The organism is Bradyrhizobium sp. USDA3516, assembly GCF_057651995.1.
In genome coordinates this window covers 225,008-243,367 of record NZ_JBYGYN010000009.1, presented here as the reverse complement: position 1 = coordinate 243,367, position 18,360 = coordinate 225,008, and the positions used below count along the sequence as shown (strand labels likewise).

Annotated in this window: 19 protein-coding genes; 7 read left to right on the top strand and 12 right to left on the bottom strand. The window is 65.4% G+C overall.

Going from position 1 to position 18,360, the window contains the following annotated elements:
* The first annotated feature begins 5 nt into the window (after positions 1-5).
* From AC24YW_RS26930 to AC24YW_RS26920, 3 genes are all read left to right on the top strand, one after another.
* Positions 6-1,367, top strand: a complete 1,362-nt coding sequence (locus tag AC24YW_RS26930; protein WP_487485558.1) for a dihydrolipoyl dehydrogenase family protein — start codon at positions 6-8, stop codon at positions 1,365-1,367.
* Between the two features lie 112 nt (positions 1,368-1,479).
* Entirely contained in the window at positions 1,480-1,962 is a 483-nt protein-coding gene (locus AC24YW_RS26925) for a cupin domain-containing protein (protein ID WP_487485557.1), read from the top strand.
* A gap of 130 nt (positions 1,963-2,092) precedes the next feature.
* Complete coding sequence (locus tag AC24YW_RS26920) at positions 2,093-3,295, top strand: MFS transporter (protein WP_487485556.1); 1,203 nt, start codon at positions 2,093-2,095, stop codon at positions 3,293-3,295.
* Here the strand turns inward: AC24YW_RS26920 and ccoS are convergent.
* From ccoS to AC24YW_RS26870, 10 genes are all read right to left on the bottom strand, one after another.
* Positions 3,292-3,459, bottom strand: coding sequence for a cbb3-type cytochrome oxidase assembly protein CcoS (ccoS, locus tag AC24YW_RS26915; RefSeq protein ID WP_008550618.1), 168 nt, complete (start codon positions 3,457-3,459; stop codon positions 3,292-3,294). The genes AC24YW_RS26920 and ccoS overlap by 4 nt on opposite strands.
* Positions 3,459-5,648, bottom strand: a complete 2,190-nt coding sequence (locus AC24YW_RS26910) for a cation-translocating P-type ATPase (RefSeq protein ID WP_487485555.1) — start codon at positions 5,646-5,648, stop codon at positions 3,459-3,461. Before AC24YW_RS26910 ends, ccoS begins: the two co-directional genes overlap by 1 nt.
* An 11-nt stretch (positions 5,649-5,659) precedes the next feature.
* Entirely contained in the window at positions 5,660-6,145 is a 486-nt protein-coding gene (locus AC24YW_RS26905) for a FixH family protein (RefSeq protein WP_487485554.1), read from the bottom strand.
* Positions 6,146-6,160: 15 nt separating this feature from the next.
* Positions 6,161-7,627 (bottom strand): cytochrome c oxidase accessory protein CcoG, encoded by a 1,467-nt coding sequence (ccoG, locus tag AC24YW_RS26900; protein ID WP_487485553.1) that lies wholly within the window; start codon positions 7,625-7,627, stop codon positions 6,161-6,163.
* Positions 7,628-7,749: 122 nt separating this feature from the next.
* A complete protein-coding gene (gene ccoP, locus AC24YW_RS26895; RefSeq protein WP_487485552.1) occupies positions 7,750-8,625 on the bottom strand; it encodes a cytochrome-c oxidase, cbb3-type subunit III in 876 nt (291 codons plus the stop codon).
* Positions 8,626-8,631: 6 nt separating this feature from the next.
* Positions 8,632-8,796 (bottom strand): cbb3-type cytochrome oxidase subunit 3, encoded by a 165-nt coding sequence (locus AC24YW_RS26890; protein WP_025034779.1) that lies wholly within the window; start codon positions 8,794-8,796, stop codon positions 8,632-8,634.
* A 13-nt stretch (positions 8,797-8,809) separates the two neighbouring features.
* Entirely contained in the window at positions 8,810-9,544 is a 735-nt protein-coding gene (gene ccoO, locus AC24YW_RS26885; protein WP_487485551.1) for a cytochrome-c oxidase, cbb3-type subunit II, read from the bottom strand.
* A 12-nt stretch (positions 9,545-9,556) separates the two neighbouring features.
* Positions 9,557-11,206 (bottom strand): cytochrome-c oxidase, cbb3-type subunit I, encoded by a 1,650-nt coding sequence (gene ccoN, locus AC24YW_RS26880; RefSeq protein WP_487485550.1) that lies wholly within the window; start codon positions 11,204-11,206, stop codon positions 9,557-9,559.
* Between the two features lie 314 nt (positions 11,207-11,520).
* Positions 11,521-11,946, bottom strand: a complete 426-nt coding sequence (locus AC24YW_RS26875) for a CBS domain-containing protein (protein WP_487485549.1) — start codon at positions 11,944-11,946, stop codon at positions 11,521-11,523.
* 40 nt (positions 11,947-11,986) lie between these two features.
* A complete protein-coding gene (locus AC24YW_RS26870) occupies positions 11,987-12,820 on the bottom strand; it encodes a universal stress protein (protein WP_487485548.1) in 834 nt (277 codons plus the stop codon).
* A gap of 220 nt (positions 12,821-13,040) precedes the next feature.
* Here AC24YW_RS26870 and fixL point away from each other — a divergent pair, with 220 nt between their 5' ends.
* From fixL to AC24YW_RS26850, 4 genes are all read left to right on the top strand, one after another.
* Positions 13,041-14,558 (top strand): sensor protein FixL, encoded by a 1,518-nt coding sequence (gene fixL, locus AC24YW_RS26865; protein ID WP_487485547.1) that lies wholly within the window; start codon positions 13,041-13,043, stop codon positions 14,556-14,558.
* A gap of 3 nt (positions 14,559-14,561) precedes the next feature.
* A complete protein-coding gene (gene fixJ, locus AC24YW_RS26860; RefSeq protein WP_487485546.1) occupies positions 14,562-15,179 on the top strand; it encodes a response regulator FixJ in 618 nt (205 codons plus the stop codon).
* A 43-nt stretch (positions 15,180-15,222) separates the two neighbouring features.
* Complete coding sequence (locus AC24YW_RS26855) at positions 15,223-15,639, top strand: response regulator transcription factor (protein WP_487485545.1); 417 nt, start codon at positions 15,223-15,225, stop codon at positions 15,637-15,639.
* Between the two features lie 103 nt (positions 15,640-15,742).
* A complete protein-coding gene (locus AC24YW_RS26850) occupies positions 15,743-16,441 on the top strand; it encodes a helix-turn-helix domain-containing protein (protein WP_487485544.1) in 699 nt (232 codons plus the stop codon).
* 44 nt (positions 16,442-16,485) lie between these two features.
* On the opposite strand, the gene AC24YW_RS26845 is transcribed toward AC24YW_RS26850, so the two are convergent.
* Together AC24YW_RS26845 and AC24YW_RS26840 are read right to left on the bottom strand one after the other, a co-directional pair.
* Entirely contained in the window at positions 16,486-17,799 is a 1,314-nt protein-coding gene (locus tag AC24YW_RS26845; RefSeq protein ID WP_487485543.1) for an MFS transporter, read from the bottom strand.
* 23 nt (positions 17,800-17,822) lie between these two features.
* Positions 17,823-18,344, bottom strand: coding sequence for a PRC-barrel domain-containing protein (locus tag AC24YW_RS26840; RefSeq protein WP_487485542.1), 522 nt, complete (start codon positions 18,342-18,344; stop codon positions 17,823-17,825).
* Between the last annotated feature and the right edge of the window lie 16 nt (positions 18,345-18,360).

Below are 18,360 nucleotides of genomic sequence, written 5' to 3'. Positions count from 1 at the left end.
GACCGATGACCACCGAAACATTCGACGTCGTGATCCTGGGCGGCGGCAACGCCGGGATCGGCGTGACCGGACCGGTCCGCCGCGCTGGGCTCTCGGTCGCAATGATCGAGCCCCGCGATCTCGGTGGCACCTGCCCAAACCGCGGCTGCACGCCGAAAAAAATCCTGGTCGCGGCAAGCCAGTCGCTGCACGACATCGAGCGCGCGTCTGCTCATCATGTCACCGTCGGCAAACCCAGGCTTGACTGGGCGGCGCTGATGGAGCGCGAGAAGGCGATGATCAAGGATATTCCGAGCGATCTCGCACGCGCCATGGCGCGCCGGAACGTCGAGGTGATCAGGGGCAGGGGCGCCTTCGTCGCCCCTAACGCGATCGGCGTCGGGGATCGCCTACTCGAGGCCAAGCACGTCGTGATCGCCACGGGATCCAGGGCACGACCGCTGCCGATCCCGGGGGCGGAGCATATGATCACCTCGGACGATATACTGAGCGAGCGCCAGTTGCCGGCCTCCGTCATCTTCATTGGCGGCGGCGTCATCTCGCTGGAATTTGGTCACATTTATGCGCGGGCCGGCGCTGCCGTAGCGATCCTTGAAGTGCTTCCGCAGCTTCTTCCTTCAATGGACGTCGATGCCGTCGCGCAACTGAACATCGAAAGCGAACGCATCGGCATCGAGATCAGGACGGGCGTCGTCGTCCAGCGGATCGAGCCGACGGGCGGCCGGCTTCGGGTCGTCTTCATCCATGACGGCATCGAGCAGGCGCTTGAAGCGGATCGCGTCGTAAACGGTGCTGGTCGAGTGGCCGATGTCGAAGGGCTCGATCTGACCAGAGGTCGGGTCGAGCACGTCAACGGCCGGATCGTCGTCGACCGACATTTGCGCTCAGCTTCGAACCCCCGGGTCTACGTTTGCGGAGACGCGGTTCCGATCTCGCCGCAGCTGTCCCCTGTGGCGACCTATGAAGGCGACATGGTCGGCCGCAATATCGTCGATGGGCCGCGCCACGCGCCCGACTACGCTGGACTGGCGACAGCCGTCTACACAGTGCCGGCCCTCGCTGCCGTCGGGCTCACCGAAACGGCGGCGCGGCAAGCCGGTTTGCAGGTCGATGTTCACGTGAACGACATGCGCGAGTGGTTCTCGTCGCGATCATATGCAGAGACCGTTTCCTGGTCGAAAGTGATCGTCGATCAGGCAACGGACGGGATCCTCGGCGCGCACTTCGTCGGCCACGCTGGTCAGGAGCTGATCAACGTCTTTGGCCTCGCGATCAAATTCGGCATCACCGCAAGGCACCTGCGTGACACGGTCTACGCTTATCCGACGTTTTCGTCCGACATCAAGCACATGCTGGGACATGCATAGCGCGCCGCTATGGTGTCGAAAGATAGACGGCATTTCAGAGAGCATTCGATTTCGACGAAGCTTCCGTCATTGCCGGCGCCCAACGAGGTTACGGCCAACACAGGAGATCCTCATGCCAAAGACCTTCAAATTTTCGCATAGCATCTGGCCCGGACTTGCCCTTGTCGGCGCTCTCGGTCTCTCGGCACAGCCGGTCTTCGCCGGCGAATGTCCGGCCGGCAAGACCAAGCCGAACGCGCAGCAGATGGTCGACCACAAGGCCGTCGGCGTCACCGACGTGACGCTCGGCGCGATCGATCTCGGCAAGCAGCCCGCCCGCATCGAGGGCCGCGAGCTGCGCTTCCGCAAGCTGACCATCGCGCCCGGCGGCATCGTGCCCTGGCACAGCCATGACGACCGTCCTGCCCTGATCTTCGTGCAGCAGGGCGAGATCGTCGAATACGCCTCCAACTGCGTCGACCCGATCGTGCACAAGGCCGGCGACATCCGCCCCGAAGTCTACGGCACCTCGCATTGGTGGAAGAATCTCGGCAAGGAGACCGTCATTCTCTATGTCGGCGACGTCCGCAAGGATCCCAACGACAATCACATGTAACGAGCGCCGAGTGTGCTGTCGTTCCGGGGCGCGATGCGAACCCGGAATCTCGAGATTCCGGGTCTGGTGCTCCGGGCCGCTTCAAGGTCCCGTCCGCACCAGCCCGGAATGACAGAAGGGAATGCACGCCATGGCCGATCTTTCCACGCCCATCAAACCGGCCGCGATGACGATGGACGCGCACTCCCCGGGCCTCGCGTTTCGCTCGCTCGTGATCGGCCTCACCGCATTCCTGACCGTCGTCGACCTGTTCGCGACGCAGGCGATCCTGCCCTCGCTGACACGGCACTACGGCGTCACGCCCGCGGCGATGGGCTTTGCCGTCAACGCCAGCACCTTCGGCATGGCCGCGGCCAGCCTCGTTGTCGGCTTCTTCAGCCCGCGTATCGACCGGCGAACCGGCATCCTGCTGAGCCTGGCCCTGCTTGCGGTCCCCACCAGCCTGCTTGCCGTTGCGCCCAATCTTGCCGCCTTCACCGCCCTGCGCGTCGCGCAGGGCCTGTGCATGGCCTCCGCCTTCGCACTCACCCTCGCCTATCTCGGCGAGCAATGCAGCGCGATGGACGCCGGCGGCGCCTTTGCCGCCTACATCACCGGCAATGTCGCCAGCAACCTGGTCGGCCGGCTGATCTCGGCCGCATTGGCCGATGGCCTCGGCCTTGCCTGGAACTTCTATGTCTTTGCGGCGCTCAATCTTGCCGGCGCGGCGCTGGTCTATTTCACCGTGGGCCGCGTGCGGCCGATGCATGCGATGTTGCCGGCGGCTTCGCCGCTTGCCGCCACCATCGCGCATTGGCGCAATCCGCAGCTGCGCGCCGCTTACGGCATCGGCTTCTGCATCCTGTTCGCCTTCATCGGCACCTTCACCTACGTCAATTTCGTGCTGGTGCGGCCGCCGCTGTCGCTCGGCATGATGGATCTCGGCCTCGTCTATTTCGTCTTCCTGCCGTCGGTCGTCACGACGCTCTTCGCCGGCAAGGTGGCCGCGCGGCTGGGAACGCGGCCCACGATCTGGGGCGCGCTCGCCGTTGCCGCGCTCGGCCTGCCCTTGATGCTGGCGCCGCGTCTGTGGGAGGTGCTCACCGGCATGGTCCTGGTCGGCGTCGGCACATTCTTCGCGCAGGCCGTCGCGACGGGTTTCATCGGTCAGGCCGCAGCCGACAATCGCGGCATCGCCAGCGGGATCTATCTTGCGTGTTACTTCTGCGGCGGGCTGGTCGGCACGGCCGTGCTCGGCCGCCTGTTCGACGCTTTCGGCTGGCAGGCGTGCATATTTGGCGTGGGCGCGGCGCTCGCGGCCGCAGCCCTGCTCACCTTCGCCCTGAAACGCTAGCGCTTCGCCGGCGCTTCCTGCGGCGGCTCGTCATCGGCGATGGCGCGCCAGGCGGCGCCGTCGAGATCGTCGTACTGGCCGCTCCTGAGCGACCAGAGGAAAGCGACGAGGCCGGCACCTCCGAGCATCAGGGCCAGCGGGACCAGGATGACCAGGATCTCCATCACACGAGCTCCCGCGAGGCGCTGCGGGCGCGCAGCGAATTCAGCATCACCAGGATCGACGATCCGCTCATGGCGGCAGCGGCGATCAGGGGCGTCACGACGCCGCTGATCGCGACCGGCACCGCGAGCACATTGTAGCCGATCGCAAGCCAGAGGTTCTGCCGCATCAAATGCAGCGCCTTGCGCGAGGCGTCGATGGCGGCGACGACCGGAGCCAGCGGCCGGCCGAGGAAGACGAGATCGGCGGTGGCCTGGCTGAGATGCGCGGCCGAGATCGGCGACATCGAGACATGGGCCGCCGCGAGCGAGGGCGCATCGTTCATGCCGTCGCCGACCATCAGCACTTTCGCGCCGCGCCGTTTCAGTTCTTCGATCCGCGCGATCTTGTCCGCCGGGGTGACGCCGGCACGCCATTCGGGGATGTCGAGCGCATGAGCCGCGGCCTTCACCGCCGGCTCGCGATCGCCTGACAGGATCTCGATGCCGATGTCGCGCGCCTTCAACGCCGCAATCACCGCCTTGGCATCGGGTCGCAGGCCCTGGCGAACCGAGAGGATGAACCTGCCGCTGCCCCTGCTGAACGCGACGATGGAAGCTTCGGGATCGAGCATGGCGCTGCCGACCAGCGTCTCGGCACCGCAGAAGGAGGGACGGCCGAGGCGAAGCTCGACACCGTCGACGGTCGCGCGAACGCCCTGCCCGGCCTCCTCCACCGCACCGACGATCGGAGACTTTGCACCGGCAGCCTGCGCCACCGCGGCCGCGACCGGATGATGGCTCGACAGCGCGAGCCGGCCGGCGAGCTCGAAGGCATCGGCGGGGATGTCGGCAGCGTTCATCACTTCGAGCTCGGGCAGCGTCAGCGTGCCGGTCTTGTCGAAGATCACATGGTCGGCTTCGGCCAGCCGCTCGATCGCATCGCCCGCATTGAGCAGCACACCGGCCTTGAACATCGCACCCGAAGCCACCGTCTGCACCGTCGGGATTGCGAGCCCGAGCGCGCAGGGACAGGTGATGATCAGCACGGCGACGCCGGTCACGATCGCATCGTGCCAGCTCGCACCGGCGACGACCCAGCCGAGAATTGTCAGAAGCGCGGTCGCATGCACCACCGGCGCATAGAGCCGCGACGCCCTATCGGCAAGGCGCATGTAGCGCGAGCGCGCCTGGAGCGCGTTGTCGAGCAGCCGCGTGATCTCGGCGAGCAGCGTCGCCTCGGAGGCTGCCGAGACCCGCACCCGCAAGCTGCCGGAGATGTTCATCGATCCCGCATAGACCGGCGTGCCCAGCTCGGCCATGACATAGAGCGTCTCGCCGGTGATCAGGCTCTGGTCGATCTCGGAACGCCCTTCGATCACGGTGCCATCGACCGCACAGCGCTCGCCGGGCCGGAGCAGCACAATGTCGCCGGGATTGATCGCCGCCACCGGCACCTGCGAGATCTCGTCGGACCCGATGAACTTCGCCGCCGTCTCCGCCTTCAGCGCGGCGAGATTGCCGGCGACCGCGCGGGTCCGCCGCCGCATGTTCTGGTCGAGGAAGCGGCCGACCAGGAGGAAGGTCAGCAGCATGATCGCCGCGTCGAAATAGGCATGCTCGGCGTGGTGGATGGTCTCGACCACGGACATGCCGAGCGCCAGGATCACGCCGATCGAGATCGGCACGTCCATGTTGGTGGTCTTCGCCGACAACGCGCGCCAGGCCGAGCGGAAGAACGGCTGGCCGGCATAGGCTGCCGCCGGCAGCGCGATCAGCGCCGACAGCCAGTGGAAGAAATCGCGCTGCTCCGGCAGCATGTCCGAGACGTTGCCCGACCACACCGGGATCGACAGCATCATCACGTTCATGGTGGCGAAGGCCGCAACGCCGAGGCAGCGCAGCAGGAAGCGGGATTCGGCGACCTCCGCGAGCTCCGCGCTCTCGGTCTCGAACGGATAGGCCTTGTAGCCGAGCTCCTCGAGCCGATCGATGAAGCGGCCGGGATCGAGCGTGCCCGTCTTCCATTCCAGCGCGACGCGGCGGTCGGTGAGGTTGACGCGCGCCATCGTGACGTCGGGGATGGCCGACAGCCCGCGCTCGATCTTGGCCATGCAGCCGGCGCAGTGAACGCCCTCGACGGCGAGATCGATGTGCCGGAGGCCCTCGCCCGCATCGCGGACGTAATGAGAGAAATCGCGCGTGACCTGCATGACGAAATCCTTCAGTTCAGGATCACGCGGTTGCGCGACATGAACACGCGCGTCCCCCGCGCCTCGCCCTCGATCACGAGGTCCCATTGGCCCGGCGCGACGGACGCGGTATTGCCGCGATAGAGGCCGATGCCGGCTTCGGTGAGCTCGACCGCGAGGTCGGCGCGCTTGTCGGTCGGCCGCTCCAGCCGGCCGCCGAACTTCAGCCCGGAGATCGGCTGGCCGCCGGCATCGCGGGCTTCGACCTGGACCGAGGCGCCGCCGTCGCTCCGGCGCTCGATATGGGCATTGACCTTCCATTTGCGCGCGGCCTGGTCCTGCGCCGCCGAGATCTCGCGCTCGTAGACGAGGCCCGCGGCATAGGGGCTGTCGACGTCGGTGCCGGGCAGCGTCGCGATCGCGAGCTTCATCATGGTCGCGTTGACGCCGATCACGAGACCGAAGAACGCGACCAGCATCAGGAAGACTTTGGTTCCGGTCAGCGGCTTGGGTGACATGACGGTCTCCTGGATTTACGGCGCGACGAAATTGTCGGTCGCGGTCGCGGCGACGCCGAGCCCGATGTCCATGACGTGGAAGCGGACCGGTATGGACTTCTCCGGATTGCTTTCGGCCGGCGCGGTGACCAGCAGCCGCAGCTCGCTGGTCGCATCGCGCGGGATCACGATGATCGGCCGGTCCGGCGTCACCGAATCGACGCCGACGACGTGCATCGTGGGGTTCACGGGCCCCTCGACGTCGATGGCGATGGCGCGGTCGTAGCCGCTCTTGTTCAGGAGCCGCACCGTATAGGCGTTGCGGATCGAGCCGTCGCTGAGCTTGACCGCGACCGGATTGCGGTCGTGCAGCACGTTGACGTCGAGCAGGCTGCGGGTCGCCAGCGTGTAGATCATGATGCCGCCGACCGCGGCGATGATCGCGCTGTAGGCGATGGTGCGGGCGCGGACGATCCGGTAGATCGGCGCCTTGCCTTCCTGGCGGCGGTGGATGTTGATGTCGTTGTCGTAGCCGATCAGCCGCTTCGGCCGGCCGATCTTCGTCATCACGTTGTCGCAGGCGTCGATGCAGAGCCCGCACTGGATGCATTCCATCTGCGGTCCGTTGCGGATGTCGATGCCGGTCGGGCAGACCGCCACGCACTGGTAGCAGTCGACGCAATCACCGACCTGCTGGCCGAGGGCGCGCAGCTCGGCGGCCTTCTTCACCGACGTGCGCTTCTCGCCGCGGTCATAGCGATAGGTGACGTTGAGCGCCCATTCGTCGGTGAGCGCGGCCTGGATGCGCGGCCACGGGCACATATAGGTACAGACCTGCTCGCGCATGAAGCCGGCGAGCAGATAGGTCGTCGCGGTAAGGATGCCGATCCAGATATAGGCGATCATCGGCGCCTGGAAGGTGACGAGCTCCTTCACCAGGGTCGGCGCGTCGTTGAAGTAGAGCACCCAGGCGCCGCCGGTCCACCAGGCGATCATGAGCCAGATCGAATGCTTGAGCACGATCTCGGAGATGCGCTCGAGCTTCATCGGATCGGCGGATGCATCCTTCTTCATGCGCTCGCGCCGGTCGCCCTCGATCAGGCGTTCGACCGCGTAGAACAGGTCGGTCCACACCGTCTGCGGACACAAATAGCCGCACCAGATCCGGCCGCCGATGGAGTTCATCAGGAACAGCGCCACCGCGGCGACGATCAACAGGCCGGTGAAGTAATAGACCTCTTGCGGCCACAGCTCGATGAAGAAGAAATAGAAGCGACTGTTGGGAAGATCGATCAGCACCGCCTGGCTCGGCGCGCCGAGGCCGCGATTCCAGCGCACGAAGGGCAGGAAATAGTAGACGCCGAGGCAGAATGCCATCAGGCCCCATTTGATCCGGCGGAACGTGCCCGAGACGCTCTGGGGATAGACCTTCTTGCGGGCCGCATAGAGCGGCCCTACGTCGTCCGCGGGCTTCAGTTCGTTCGGATTGACGGTCTTGTTCATCGCCTCGAGCTTCTTCAAAGGTGCGATTGAACCTAGATCCGGCACCGCCGCGCGGGGTTGATCCAACGCAAACGGGGGCGCTTTTCTTCGCCCCCGCCGCAAGTCGTCGGTCGCCGATCGGCCTATTTGCCGCCGCCGAGCGAGTGCACGTAGACCGCCATCGCCTTGATGGTGGCGGGATCGAGCCGGCCTTCCCAGGCCGGCATCACGCCGGCGCGGCCTTGGGCGATGGTCTCGATCAGGCTGGCCTCGTCGGAACCGTAGAGCCAGATCTTGTCGGTCAGGTTGGGTGCGCCCATCTCCTGGTTGCCCTTGCCGGCATCGCCGTGGCAGGCGGCGCAATTCTCCGCGAAGATCTTCTGGCCCTTGGCGGCGTCGTAGCCGTTGCGGGTGGACAGGCCCGCCAGCGACCGCACGTAATTGGCGACCGTGACGATCTCGTCGCTCTTCAGCACGCCGTCCTTGCCGAAGGCGAGCATCTGACCCTCATGGGTCTTGGCATGGCCCGACCGCACGCCGAACTGGATGGTCTGCATGATCTGGTCGAGCGAGCCGCCCCACAGCCATTCGTCGTCGTTCAGGTTGGGATAGCCCTTGGACCCCGTCGCACCCGTGCCGTGGCACGGCGCGCAATTGTCGCCGAACACGGTCTTGCCCTTGGCGCGCGCAAGCGCCAGCAGAGCCGGATCCTTCTCGATGTCGACGAGCGAGGCCGTACCCAGCGCCGCCATCTTGTCACCCCGGATCTTCTCGAGGTTGGCGAGCTCGACGGCGACGTCGGCGCGCGAGGAGTAGCCGAACAGGCCGGTGGTGTTGCTTTGGATCAGCGGCCAGGCCGGATAGACGATCCAGTAGCCGATCGACCAGACGATGGTGAGATAGAAGGTGATCACCCACCATCGCGGCAGCGGCGTGTTGAGCTCCTTGATGCCGTCCCACTCGTGCCCGGTCGTGGACTTGCCGGAGACAGAATCGATGTCGCTAGAATGATCGGTCATGGTTTCTCACTCCTCCCGCAAGGGCAGGTGCGCTGCCTTGTCGAACGCAGCCTTGTTACGGGGCCAAAATGCGTAGGCGATGATCGCGAGAAAGATCGCGACGAACACCGGTGTCCAGATCGTGGTCACGAGATCGGACGCAAGATTATGGACGGTCAGGATGGCTTTCATCGTTCATGCCTTCTCAGCGAAGATTGGCTTTCTCGTTGTAGATCTTGAAGTCGACCAGGGTGCCCAGCATCTGCAGGTACGCAACCAGCGCGTCCATCTCGGTCGGCGTCCCGGTCTTGCCGTCGAAATTGCGTACGACGGCCTTGGCGTAGCGCTTGGTGAAGGCGTCGGTGCCGGCATTGTCCGGATCGGCCTGGGCCTTCAGGTCGGCGGCGGCGTTGGCGAGCTGCTCGTCGCTATAGGGCACCCCGACGGTCTTCAGCGCGCGCATGTCGCCGGCGATCGCATCCGGGTCGACCTCGGCCTTGCTGAGGAACGGATAGCCGGGCATCACCGACTGCGGCACGATCGCGCGCGGGTTGGTCAGATGGGTGACGTGCCAGTCGTCGGAATATTTGGCGCCGACGCGGGCGAGATCAGGTCCGGTGCGCTTGGAGCCCCACTGGAACGGGTGATCGTACATGCTCTCGGCGGCGAGCGAGAAGTGGCCGTAGCGCTCGACCTCGTCGCGCAGGGGGCGGACCATCTGCGAGTGGCAGAGATAGCAGCCCTCGCGGACGTAGACGTTGCGTCCGGCGAGCTCGAGCGGCGTGTAGGGCCTCACCCCGTCGACCTTCTCGATCGTGCTCTTGAGGTAGAACAGCGGGGTGATCTCGACGAGACCACCGACCGCGATCACCAGCAGGATGCCGACGATCAGGATGATCGAGTTCTTTTCGAAGACTTGGTGGCGTGTCCAGAACGACATTGCTTGAGCTCCTCATTCCGCCGGCTGAAGAGCGACGGGCATCTGGACTTCCTGTTCGCCGACGCGAACCGTCATCCAGAGATTGTAGGCCATGATCAGCGAGCCGATCAGGAACAGGCCGCCGCCTGCGGCGCGGATGATGTAGAAGGGATGCATCGCCTCGACGGTCTCGATGAAGGAATATTCGAGGAAGCCGAGCGAGGTGTAGGCGCGCCACATCAGGCCCTGCAGGATGCCGGACACCCACATCGCCGAGATGTAGAGAACGATGCCGAGGGTGGCGATCCAGAAGTGCCAGTTGACGAGCTTGAGGCTGTAGAGGCCTTTGCGATTCCAGGCCCACGGCACCAGGCAGTACAGCGCGCCGAAGGAGACGAAGCCGACCCAGCCGAGCGCACCGGAATGCACGTGGCCGATGGTCCAGTCGGTGTAGTGGCTGAGCGAGTTGACCACCTTGATCGACATCATCGGGCCTTCGAAGGTCGACATGCCGTAGAAGGCGACGGAGACCACGAGCATGCGCAGCACGGGATCGGTACGCAGCTTGTCCCAGGCGCCCGACAGCGTCATCAGGCCGTTGATCATGCCGCCCCAGGAGGGCATCCACAGCATGATCGAGAAGGTCATGCCGAGCGTCTGCGTCCAGTCCGGCAGCGCCGTGTAGTGCAGATGGTGCGGGCCGGCCCAGATATAGAGGAAGATCAGCGCCCAGAAGTGGATGATCGAGAGCCGATAGGAATAGATCGGCCGCTCGGCGCGCTTCGGGATGAAGTAGTACATGATCGCGAGGAAGCCGGCCGTCAGGAAGAAGCCGACCGCGTTGTGGCCGTACCACCACTGGAACATGGCGTCCTGGATGCCGCCCCAGGCGACGTAGGACTTGGAGCCGAACACGGAGACGGGCAGCGCCGGGTTGTTGCCGAGATGAAGCACCGCGATCGTCACGATGAAGGCGAGATAGAACCAGTTCGCGACGAAGATGTGCGGTTCCTTGCGCTTGATGACGGTGACGAGGAAGACCAGCAGATAGACCACCCAGACGATGGTCAGCCAGAGGTCCGAGTACCATTCGGGCTCGGCGTATTCCTTCCCCTGCGTGACGCCGAGCAGATAGCCGGTGCCCGCGATCAGGATGAAGAAGTTGTAGCCGAGCACGACGAACCACGGCGCGAGATCGCCGGCAAGGCGCGCGCGGCAGGACTTCTGCACCACGTAGAACGAGGTCGCGATCAGCACGTTGCCGCCGAAGGCGAAGATCACGGCGGAGGTGTGCAGCGGCCGCAGGCGGCCGAAGCTGGTCCATGGCAGATCGAAATTCAGCGCGGGCCAGGCCAGCTGCGAGGCGATGATGAGGCCGACGAGGAATCCGGCAATGCCCCAGAACATCGCCATGAAGGAGGCGAACTTGATCGGCCCCATGTTGTAGTTCGGGCGGCCGTTGATTTCCTGCGGCGGCAACGCCGCCGGCCGCTCGAAGTAGCGGTTGACGATGAAGAACACCGCGGCCAGGCTCGCCGCCGCGCTGAGCGCGGCGTGGAATGCGAAGGGCGCATCGAGCGCCTTGGCCGAGGCGATCACGCAGAGGAAAGCGGTGACTGCGAATACGACAGCCAGGCCGCTTTCACCGATGGTCATGGATTTTGAGATGGAGGGCTGGCTCATGCGGATTCTCTCTGAAAGAACACGCTGCCAGAAACCACATTCACCCTCGCGGGGAATTGATTGAAATCAAGCTGGATGGATTTCTGTTAATGTGAGCCGATGCAGTGCCAGTTGAAGCGCCCTCTCCCCTTGTGGGAGAGGGCAGCGAGGACAGTTCAGCAAACTCACTTGGGTGAGGGGTTGGGTCCGCACGAAAAGTTTTTCCGTTGAAACAGACCCCTCATCCGGCGCTTCGCGCCACCTTCTCCCACAAGGGGAGAAGGAAGTAACCACCTCCGTGAAATCACGGAGGTTGGAACCCAAGCATCCAGACGTCACTCGCGCGCCGTCGCCTTGAGCGCCGCGATGACGTCCTCGCGCGCGATGATGCCGACCAGCTTCTGCGTGCCGTCGAGCACGATGATGCTCCTGATGCGGTGCTCGACCATGATCTGGAGCACGCGTGTCAGCCGCGTGTCGGGGCTGACATAGATGAACTCGGGCGTCATGACGTCGCCGATCTTGCGGCTCATCAGGTCGTCGTAGCGCGGCAACATCTGGCTAGGCGTGAAGGCGAAGCACTTCAGGATGTCGAACTTGGTGACGATGCCGACCACCTGCCCGTCGTCTTCGACCGGGTAGGAATTGAAATCGTCGGTCTCGAACATCTCGCTGAGCTGGAACAGGTCGAGGCCGCGCTGCACCGTCTTGACGTTGCGCGTCATGTAGCGGTCGACGGTCTGTTCGAGAAATTGATACACGGCGCGTCCTCCCTCGATTCCTCAACTGACCGGCCGCATGTCAGTGCGACAGCAGCACGCTGCGGACGGTCTGCGTCACCAGATATTGGGTGACGCCGCCGAGGATCAGTTCGCGAAATCTCGAATGACCATAGGCGCCCGCGACGATCAGGCCCGCGCCGGTGTCGGCGGCGACCTTCTCCAACTGCGCAGCAGGGGTTTCGTTTCCTGCGGCCTCGAGGACCCGCGCGGTCGCGGTGATGCCGTGACGGCCGAGCCAGGCGGCAACGTCGCTGACACCGGCCATCACGGCCGAACGGTCGTCGCCCCGCTCCGGGATTTCCACGATGGTGACGTCCTTGGCCTTGTGCAGCATCGGCAGCGCGCCGGCCACTGCCCGCCGCGCCTCCGGCGAGTCCTTCCACGCCACCAGCACGTTGCGCAGGTCGAGCCAGTTGGCCCGGTCGGGAACGACGAGCAGCGGGCGGCCGGCCTGCATCACCAGGTCCTTGGGACTCGCCAGCGAGAAAGCGTCGGAGAAGGCCGGGCTCTGCCCACCGCTGACGACGATGTCGGCGCAACGTGCCTGCGCCGTGACGAAGCGGGCCGGATAATCCATGGCACTGCGCCACTCCGCATGCCCGCCGCGATTTTTCACGGCCGCGCGGAATTGCGCTTCGAGGCCGGCGAGCCGCCGCTTGACCGAAGCTTCGCCCTCGTCGATCAGCGCTTGCGCCTCTGCACCGTCGGTGAAGTAGAGCGGCGGGGCGAACTGCGCCGCAGCGACCCCGACGATGGCCGCATCGAATCGTTCGGCAAGCTCGCCCGCGACCTGAAGACGGGCTTCGTTGGGCTGATCGAGCGCCAGGCTGACCATGACGGTCGCGTATGTCATCAGGGATCTCCAGCATTACAGAAATTTTTTCGAATCTTAGACCTGTTGCCGCGCAACAGGCTGAGATAGATCAAATCCAACACCCCTGGTGGCCCGCTCTCCCTGCGATGGGGAATCCGCCAGTGGATTCAACGTCCGCGCTTGCCTCCGGCCAAGCCTTGGGCGACATTGCCGGAGCGGTAAAGGCATCCTGCTGACCCGCCGAGAAGAGGAGCAGAGCTTGGCGCCGACCCGCGTGATCCATCCGGCCGACGACGGTCGGGGCGAGCCCTTCCGAGCTCGCATCGAGGGATTCGGGGTCGGGACCTGGGACCTCGACCTGCAGACCCGCGAGCTCGAATGGTCGGACACGGCGAGGCGGCTGTTTGGACTGAAGCCGGACCAGGTCGTCAGCTACGATCTTTTTCTTTCCCTGTTGGAGCCAGGCGATCGGGACCACCTGCTGAAGGCGATCGGGCGCACATCGGAAGGCGGCGGGGGCCTTGACCTGTCCTTCAAGATCGGCGGTGCATCCGGAAACGGCCAATGGATCCGCGCCAGGGCCGGCGTGATCCGGGACGATGCGGGCACGCCGCGTCACCTCAGCGGGATATTCCTCGACATCAACGAGGAGAAACAGCTCGAGGAAGCCCTGCGGTCTCAGGAGAATCATCTTCGTTCGATTCTCGAGACTGTGCCCGATGCCATGATCGTCATCGATTCACGCGGCATCATGCAGCTCTTCAGCACCGCTGCGGAGCGGCTGTTCGGCTACAGCAAGCAGGAAGCCATCGGGCGGAACGTGAGCATTCTCATGCCGGAGCCCGATCAGTCGCGTCACGACGGCTATCTCACGCGCTACCTCAGGACCAATGACCCGCACATCATCGGCATCGGCCGGATCGTGACGGGAAAACGCCGCGACGGCACGACGTTCCCGATGCACCTGTCCGTCGGCAAGACGCAACGCGCGGGCGAGCCTCATTTCACCGGCTTCGTGCGCGACCTCACCGAGCATCAGAAGACCCAGGCGCGGCTCCAGGAGCTGCAAGCCGAGCTCGTGCACGTGTCGCGGTTGACCGCGATGGGCGAGATGGCTTCCGCGCTCGCCCACGAGCTCAACCAGCCGCTGGCGGCGATCAGCAATTACATGAAGGGATCGCGGCGCCTCCTCGCCGGCAGCACCGATCCCAACTTGCCGAAGGTCGAGAGCGCGCTGGACCGGGCGGCGGAGCAGGCCCTGCGCGCCGGCCAGATCATCCGCCGCCTGCGCGACTTCGTCTCCCGCGGCGAATCGGAGAAGCGGGTCGAGAGCCTGTCCAAGCTGATCGAGGAAGCGGGCGCGCTCGGGCTCGCCGGCGCGCGCGAGCAGAACGTGCAGCTCCGCTTCAGCCTCGATCCCGACGCCGACCTCGTTCTCGCCGACCGGGTGCAGATTCAGCAGGTGCTGGTCAACCTGTTCCGAAACGCGCTCGAGGCGATGTCGCAGTCGCAGCGGCGCGAGCTGGTCGTCGCCAACACCCGTGTCGGCGACGGCATGATCGAGGTGGAGGTCTCCGACACCGGCATCGGCTTCCGCGAAGACGTCATTCCAAACCTGTTTCAGACCTTCTTCACCACCAAAGACACCGGCATGGGCGTGGGACTCTCCATCAGCCGCTCGATCATCGAGGCCCATGGCGGCCGCATGTGGGCCGAGAGCAATGCAGCGGGCGGAGCGACGTTCCGCTTCACCCTGCCGGCAACCGACGAGAGCTGATTCATGACGACCAATGGAAAAGTTTACGTCATCGACGACGACGCGGCGATGCGGGACTCGCTGAACTTCCTGCTGGATTCCGCCGGCTTCGCCGTCACCCTGTTCGACGACGCGCTCGCCTTTCTCGAAGCCCTGCCCGGCCTCGATTTCGGCTGCGTCGTCTCCGACGTGCGCATGCCCGGCCTCGACGGCATCGAGCTCTTGAAGCGGATGAAGGCGCAGCAAAGCCGGTTCCCGATCGTGATCATGACCGGTCATGGCGACGTGCCGCTGGCGGTCGAGGCGATGAAGCTCGGGGCCGTCGATTTCCTGGAGAAGCCGTTCGACGACGACCGGCTCACCGCCATGATCGAGTCGGCACTCCGCCAGGCCGAGCCCGCCGCCAAGAACGAGGCCGTCGCACAGGACATCGCTGCTCGCGTCGCGTCCTTGAGCCCGCGGGAGCGCCAGGTCATGGAGGGGCTGGTCGCGGGCCTTTCCAACAAGCTGATCGCCCGCGAATACGACATCAGCCCGCGGACCATCGAGGTCTACCGTGCCAACGTCATGACCAAGATGCAGGCGAGCAGCCTTTCGGAGCTGGTTCGCCTCGCGATGCGCGCCGGCATGCTCAACGATTGAGGCAGGTCAAGGCGGCTTCACGGCGCCGTGCTAGCCAGACAGCATGGTTGAGGTCAGCCCACATCATGCGCGGCCGTCGTCCTACCCACAGCCCACCGTCTTTGTGGTCGACGATGATGCCGCAGTCCTCGGATCCCTGCGCTTCCTGCTGGAGACCGACGGCTTCGCCGTGCGGACCTTCCGGAGCGGCACGGCGCTGCTCAATCTCGGCGCCGCGCCCGGGCCGGACTGCTACGTCATCGACTACAAGATGCCCGACATCAACGGCATCGACCTGACCGGCCGGCTGCGCAAATCCCACCGCGACGCCCCCGTGATCCTGATCACCGGCTACCCCGACGAGAACATCTCGGCCCGCGCCGCGACGGCTGGCATCAAGGACGTGGTTTTGAAGCCGCTTCTGGACGAAAACCTCGTCAAATGCATCCGCCACGCGATCGAGGACCGCCCCTGCGCCTGACCTACGGGATTCTACGTAAGGCACCCTCCTTAAGATATCTCGCGAAATTTTCGAAGCACCCGATACCGCGTAGGAAAGCGTCATCACAACGGAGATGGCGCAGATGCTGACCCAGACGCTCAACACCCAGGCGATCAACACCCAAATCGGTGGCAAGATTGCCCCTGCCCACCCCGTTACCGACCAGTTCGGCGCGATCGCGGGCCGTGTCGGTGTGGTCGCCACCGAGTTCTCCTACGGCAAGGACGAGGAGATCTACGGCGAGGACGAGACGGCCGAATATGTCTATCAGGTCATCACCGGCGCGGTGCGCAGCTACAAGCTTCTCTCCGACGGCCGCCGCCAGATCGGCGCCTTCCATCTTCCGGGCGACGTGTTCGGCCTCGAATCCGGTCCCACTCACCGCCTCGCCGCTGAAGCCATCATCGACACCACCGTTCGCCTCGTGAAGCGCGCCAGCCTCGAAAAGGCCGCCGGCACCGACGTTCAGGTCGCCCGCAAGCTCTGGGCCATGACCGCCGGCGAGCTGCGCCATGCCGAGGACCACATGCTGCTGCTGGGCCGCAAGACTGCGATGGAGCGCGTTGCGACCTTCCTGCTCGAAATGGACCGCCGCCTCGCCGTCGCCGGCATGATGGCGTTGCCGATGTGCCGCCGCGACATCGGCGACTATCTCGGCCTCACCTTGGAGACCGTGTCGCGCGCGCTGTCGCAACTGCACGCTCAGGGCATTCTCGGTTTCTCCGGTGCCCGCCAGATCGTGCTGCGCAACCGCCAGCGCCTGCACAATCTCGACGCTTGATCCTCAACCTTCTTCCCCACCCACTTTGGGCCGGCTGAATTCGTTCAGCCGGCCAATTCTTTGGTGGCGGTCAGACCCGTGCGCCGCGTCTCCGGCATCACAAAGAGGATCAGCAGGAGTCCCATCGCGGCAACGCCGGACAGCCCGATGAATGCGGTGGCATTGCCGAACTTGTCACTGACGTAGCCGCCGAGCACCGTGCTCAGCGACGCGCCGATGCCTGTGGCGGTGCCGACGATCCCCTGCGCCAGGTTGAAATGCCCGCTGCCGAAGGCGACATCGGCGACGATCAGCGGGATCATCACCGCGAAGACAGCTGCGGTGATGCCGTCAAACACCTGCACCAGCACCAAGAGATACGGATCGCGCACGGTCGCAAACAACAGGCCGCGTATAGCCAATGCGCCAAATCCGATCAGCAGCAGCGGCCGCCGGCCCCAGGCTTGCGCCTTGCGCCCGACCGTCGGCGACAGCAGCGCCACGATCGCTTGCGGAACGACGATGCAGAAGGCCACGAGCACGGTCGCCCATTGGCTCGACCGCGCCGTCACCGCGCTCGCCATCAGCGGCATCATCGCGGCATTCGCGAGCTGCAGCAGCAGCACGCTGAGCGCGAACACGATGAGCGGGCGCTGCCGGATCAGGTGCCAGATATTGGGATCGCCGCGGTCGGCGGCTTCAGGCGGCATCTCGCCGTGACAGCGCCTGATATCGATCTCGTTCTCGCGGATGCGCGACAGCGCGATCAGGGTCGGGATCACCAGCAGGAAGGTGACCAGGAAGACCGAGTGGCTCGACAGCAGATAGCCCGCGGTGCCCATCACCGCCGCCGCGACGCCGTTGCCGAGCGAGGCGAAGCGCGCGTTGCGGCCGAGCCGTTCGCCGATCGCGAGCGGGCCGACGAGGCCGAGGCTGATCGCGGCGATCGCGGGCCCGAGCACGCAGCTCGCCATCGCATGCAGCGTGGCGGCGGTGACCACGACGGGGAAGATCGGCATTACCGCATAGGCCAGCGCGCAGGCGCCGATGGTCGCGATCGCGAGGGCGGCGACGAGGCGCTCCGATTTCGCGGCATCGATGATCGCGCCGCCCGGCATCTGGCCGATCAGGGCGACGATGCCGCCGATCGACAGCACGAGCCCGATCTCGACCTGGGTCCATTTCTGCGTCGTTAGATAGACGGCGATGAAGGGACCGAATCCGGTCTGCACGTCGGCGAGGAAGAAGATGAACCAGTCGAGGCCGCGCAGGCTCTGGCGCGACGGCGCCGGAATGCCCCCAGCCGCCGGCTCCGCGACGTTGTCCTGCTCGACGACGCCGCCGCGATCTGCATGGTTCGGCTTCCTCGACAACAGCACGGGCGGTCAGCCCTCCCTGCACCTCACTGGATCGCCTGCAGCGGCTGAAGGCTGCCGGACGCGCCGAGCACGACGATCGGCGTGTCCTCCTTGTATTCCGGTGCGGCCGCGACCTGCGCCTTGGTCAATTCCAGCGTGATGCTGTCCTTCTTGTTGGCGATCTTGCCGAAGCGCAGCGCGTTCCAATCCACGACTATCTTGCGGCTGCCGACGCCGAGGAAGCCGCCGAAATCGATCGCCGCAGCGCGGACATGGCCGGTGCGATCGACGATGACGTCGACGATGCGCCCCATGTCCTCGCCGGCGGCGCTGCGAACGTCGCGGCCGAGAACGCCGTGGGCCTCGCTCGCGCCGATGATGGTCACCGAGGGCGGCGGCGCGGCGTCCTTGGGCGTGACGGGCACTGCGGATGCCGGCGATTGCACATTTGCCGGTGCCTTTGCTTCGCTCGAGGATGCAGGCGGCTCCTCGGCCGCGCGCGATACGGCGGCCGTCAAGCCCGCGACGATCGCCACGCCCAGGACCCACCTTCCGATCGCACGCATGAACTCCTCCTCGCCT

Excerpts from the sequence above, each read along its gene's own strand:
- AC24YW_RS26930 (WP_487485558.1), top strand. The coding sequence starts at position 6 with ATGACCACCGAAACATTCGACGTCGTGATCCTGGGCGGCGGCAACGCC.
- AC24YW_RS26925 (WP_487485557.1), top strand. The coding sequence starts at position 1,480 with ATGCCAAAGACCTTCAAATTTTCGCATAGCATCTGGCCCGGACTTGCC.
- AC24YW_RS26920 (WP_487485556.1), top strand. The coding sequence starts at position 2,093 with ATGGCCGATCTTTCCACGCCCATCAAACCGGCCGCGATGACGATGGAC.
- ccoS (WP_008550618.1), bottom strand. The coding sequence starts at position 3,459 with ATGGAGATCCTGGTCATCCTGGTCCCGCTGGCCCTGATGCTCGGAGGT.
- AC24YW_RS26910 (WP_487485555.1), bottom strand. The coding sequence starts at position 5,648 with ATGCAGGTCACGCGCGATTTCTCTCATTACGTCCGCGATGCGGGCGAG.
- AC24YW_RS26905 (WP_487485554.1), bottom strand. The coding sequence starts at position 6,145 with ATGTCACCCAAGCCGCTGACCGGAACCAAAGTCTTCCTGATGCTGGTC.
- ccoG (WP_487485553.1), bottom strand. The coding sequence starts at position 7,627 with ATGAACAAGACCGTCAATCCGAACGAACTGAAGCCCGCGGACGACGTA.
- ccoP (WP_487485552.1), bottom strand. The coding sequence starts at position 8,625 with ATGACCGATCATTCTAGCGACATCGATTCTGTCTCCGGCAAGTCCACG.
- AC24YW_RS26890 (WP_025034779.1), bottom strand. The coding sequence starts at position 8,796 with ATGAAAGCCATCCTGACCGTCCATAATCTTGCGTCCGATCTCGTGACC.
- ccoO (WP_487485551.1), bottom strand. The coding sequence starts at position 9,544 with ATGTCGTTCTGGACACGCCACCAAGTCTTCGAAAAGAACTCGATCATC.
- ccoN (WP_487485550.1), bottom strand. The coding sequence starts at position 11,206 with ATGAGCCAGCCCTCCATCTCAAAATCCATGACCATCGGTGAAAGCGGC.
- AC24YW_RS26870 (WP_487485548.1), bottom strand. The coding sequence starts at position 12,820 with ATGACATACGCGACCGTCATGGTCAGCCTGGCGCTCGATCAGCCCAAC.
- fixJ (WP_487485546.1), top strand. The coding sequence starts at position 14,562 with ATGACGACCAATGGAAAAGTTTACGTCATCGACGACGACGCGGCGATG.
- AC24YW_RS26855 (WP_487485545.1), top strand. The coding sequence starts at position 15,223 with ATGGTTGAGGTCAGCCCACATCATGCGCGGCCGTCGTCCTACCCACAG.
- AC24YW_RS26850 (WP_487485544.1), top strand. The coding sequence starts at position 15,743 with ATGCTGACCCAGACGCTCAACACCCAGGCGATCAACACCCAAATCGGT.
- AC24YW_RS26840 (WP_487485542.1), bottom strand. The coding sequence starts at position 18,344 with ATGCGTGCGATCGGAAGGTGGGTCCTGGGCGTGGCGATCGTCGCGGGC.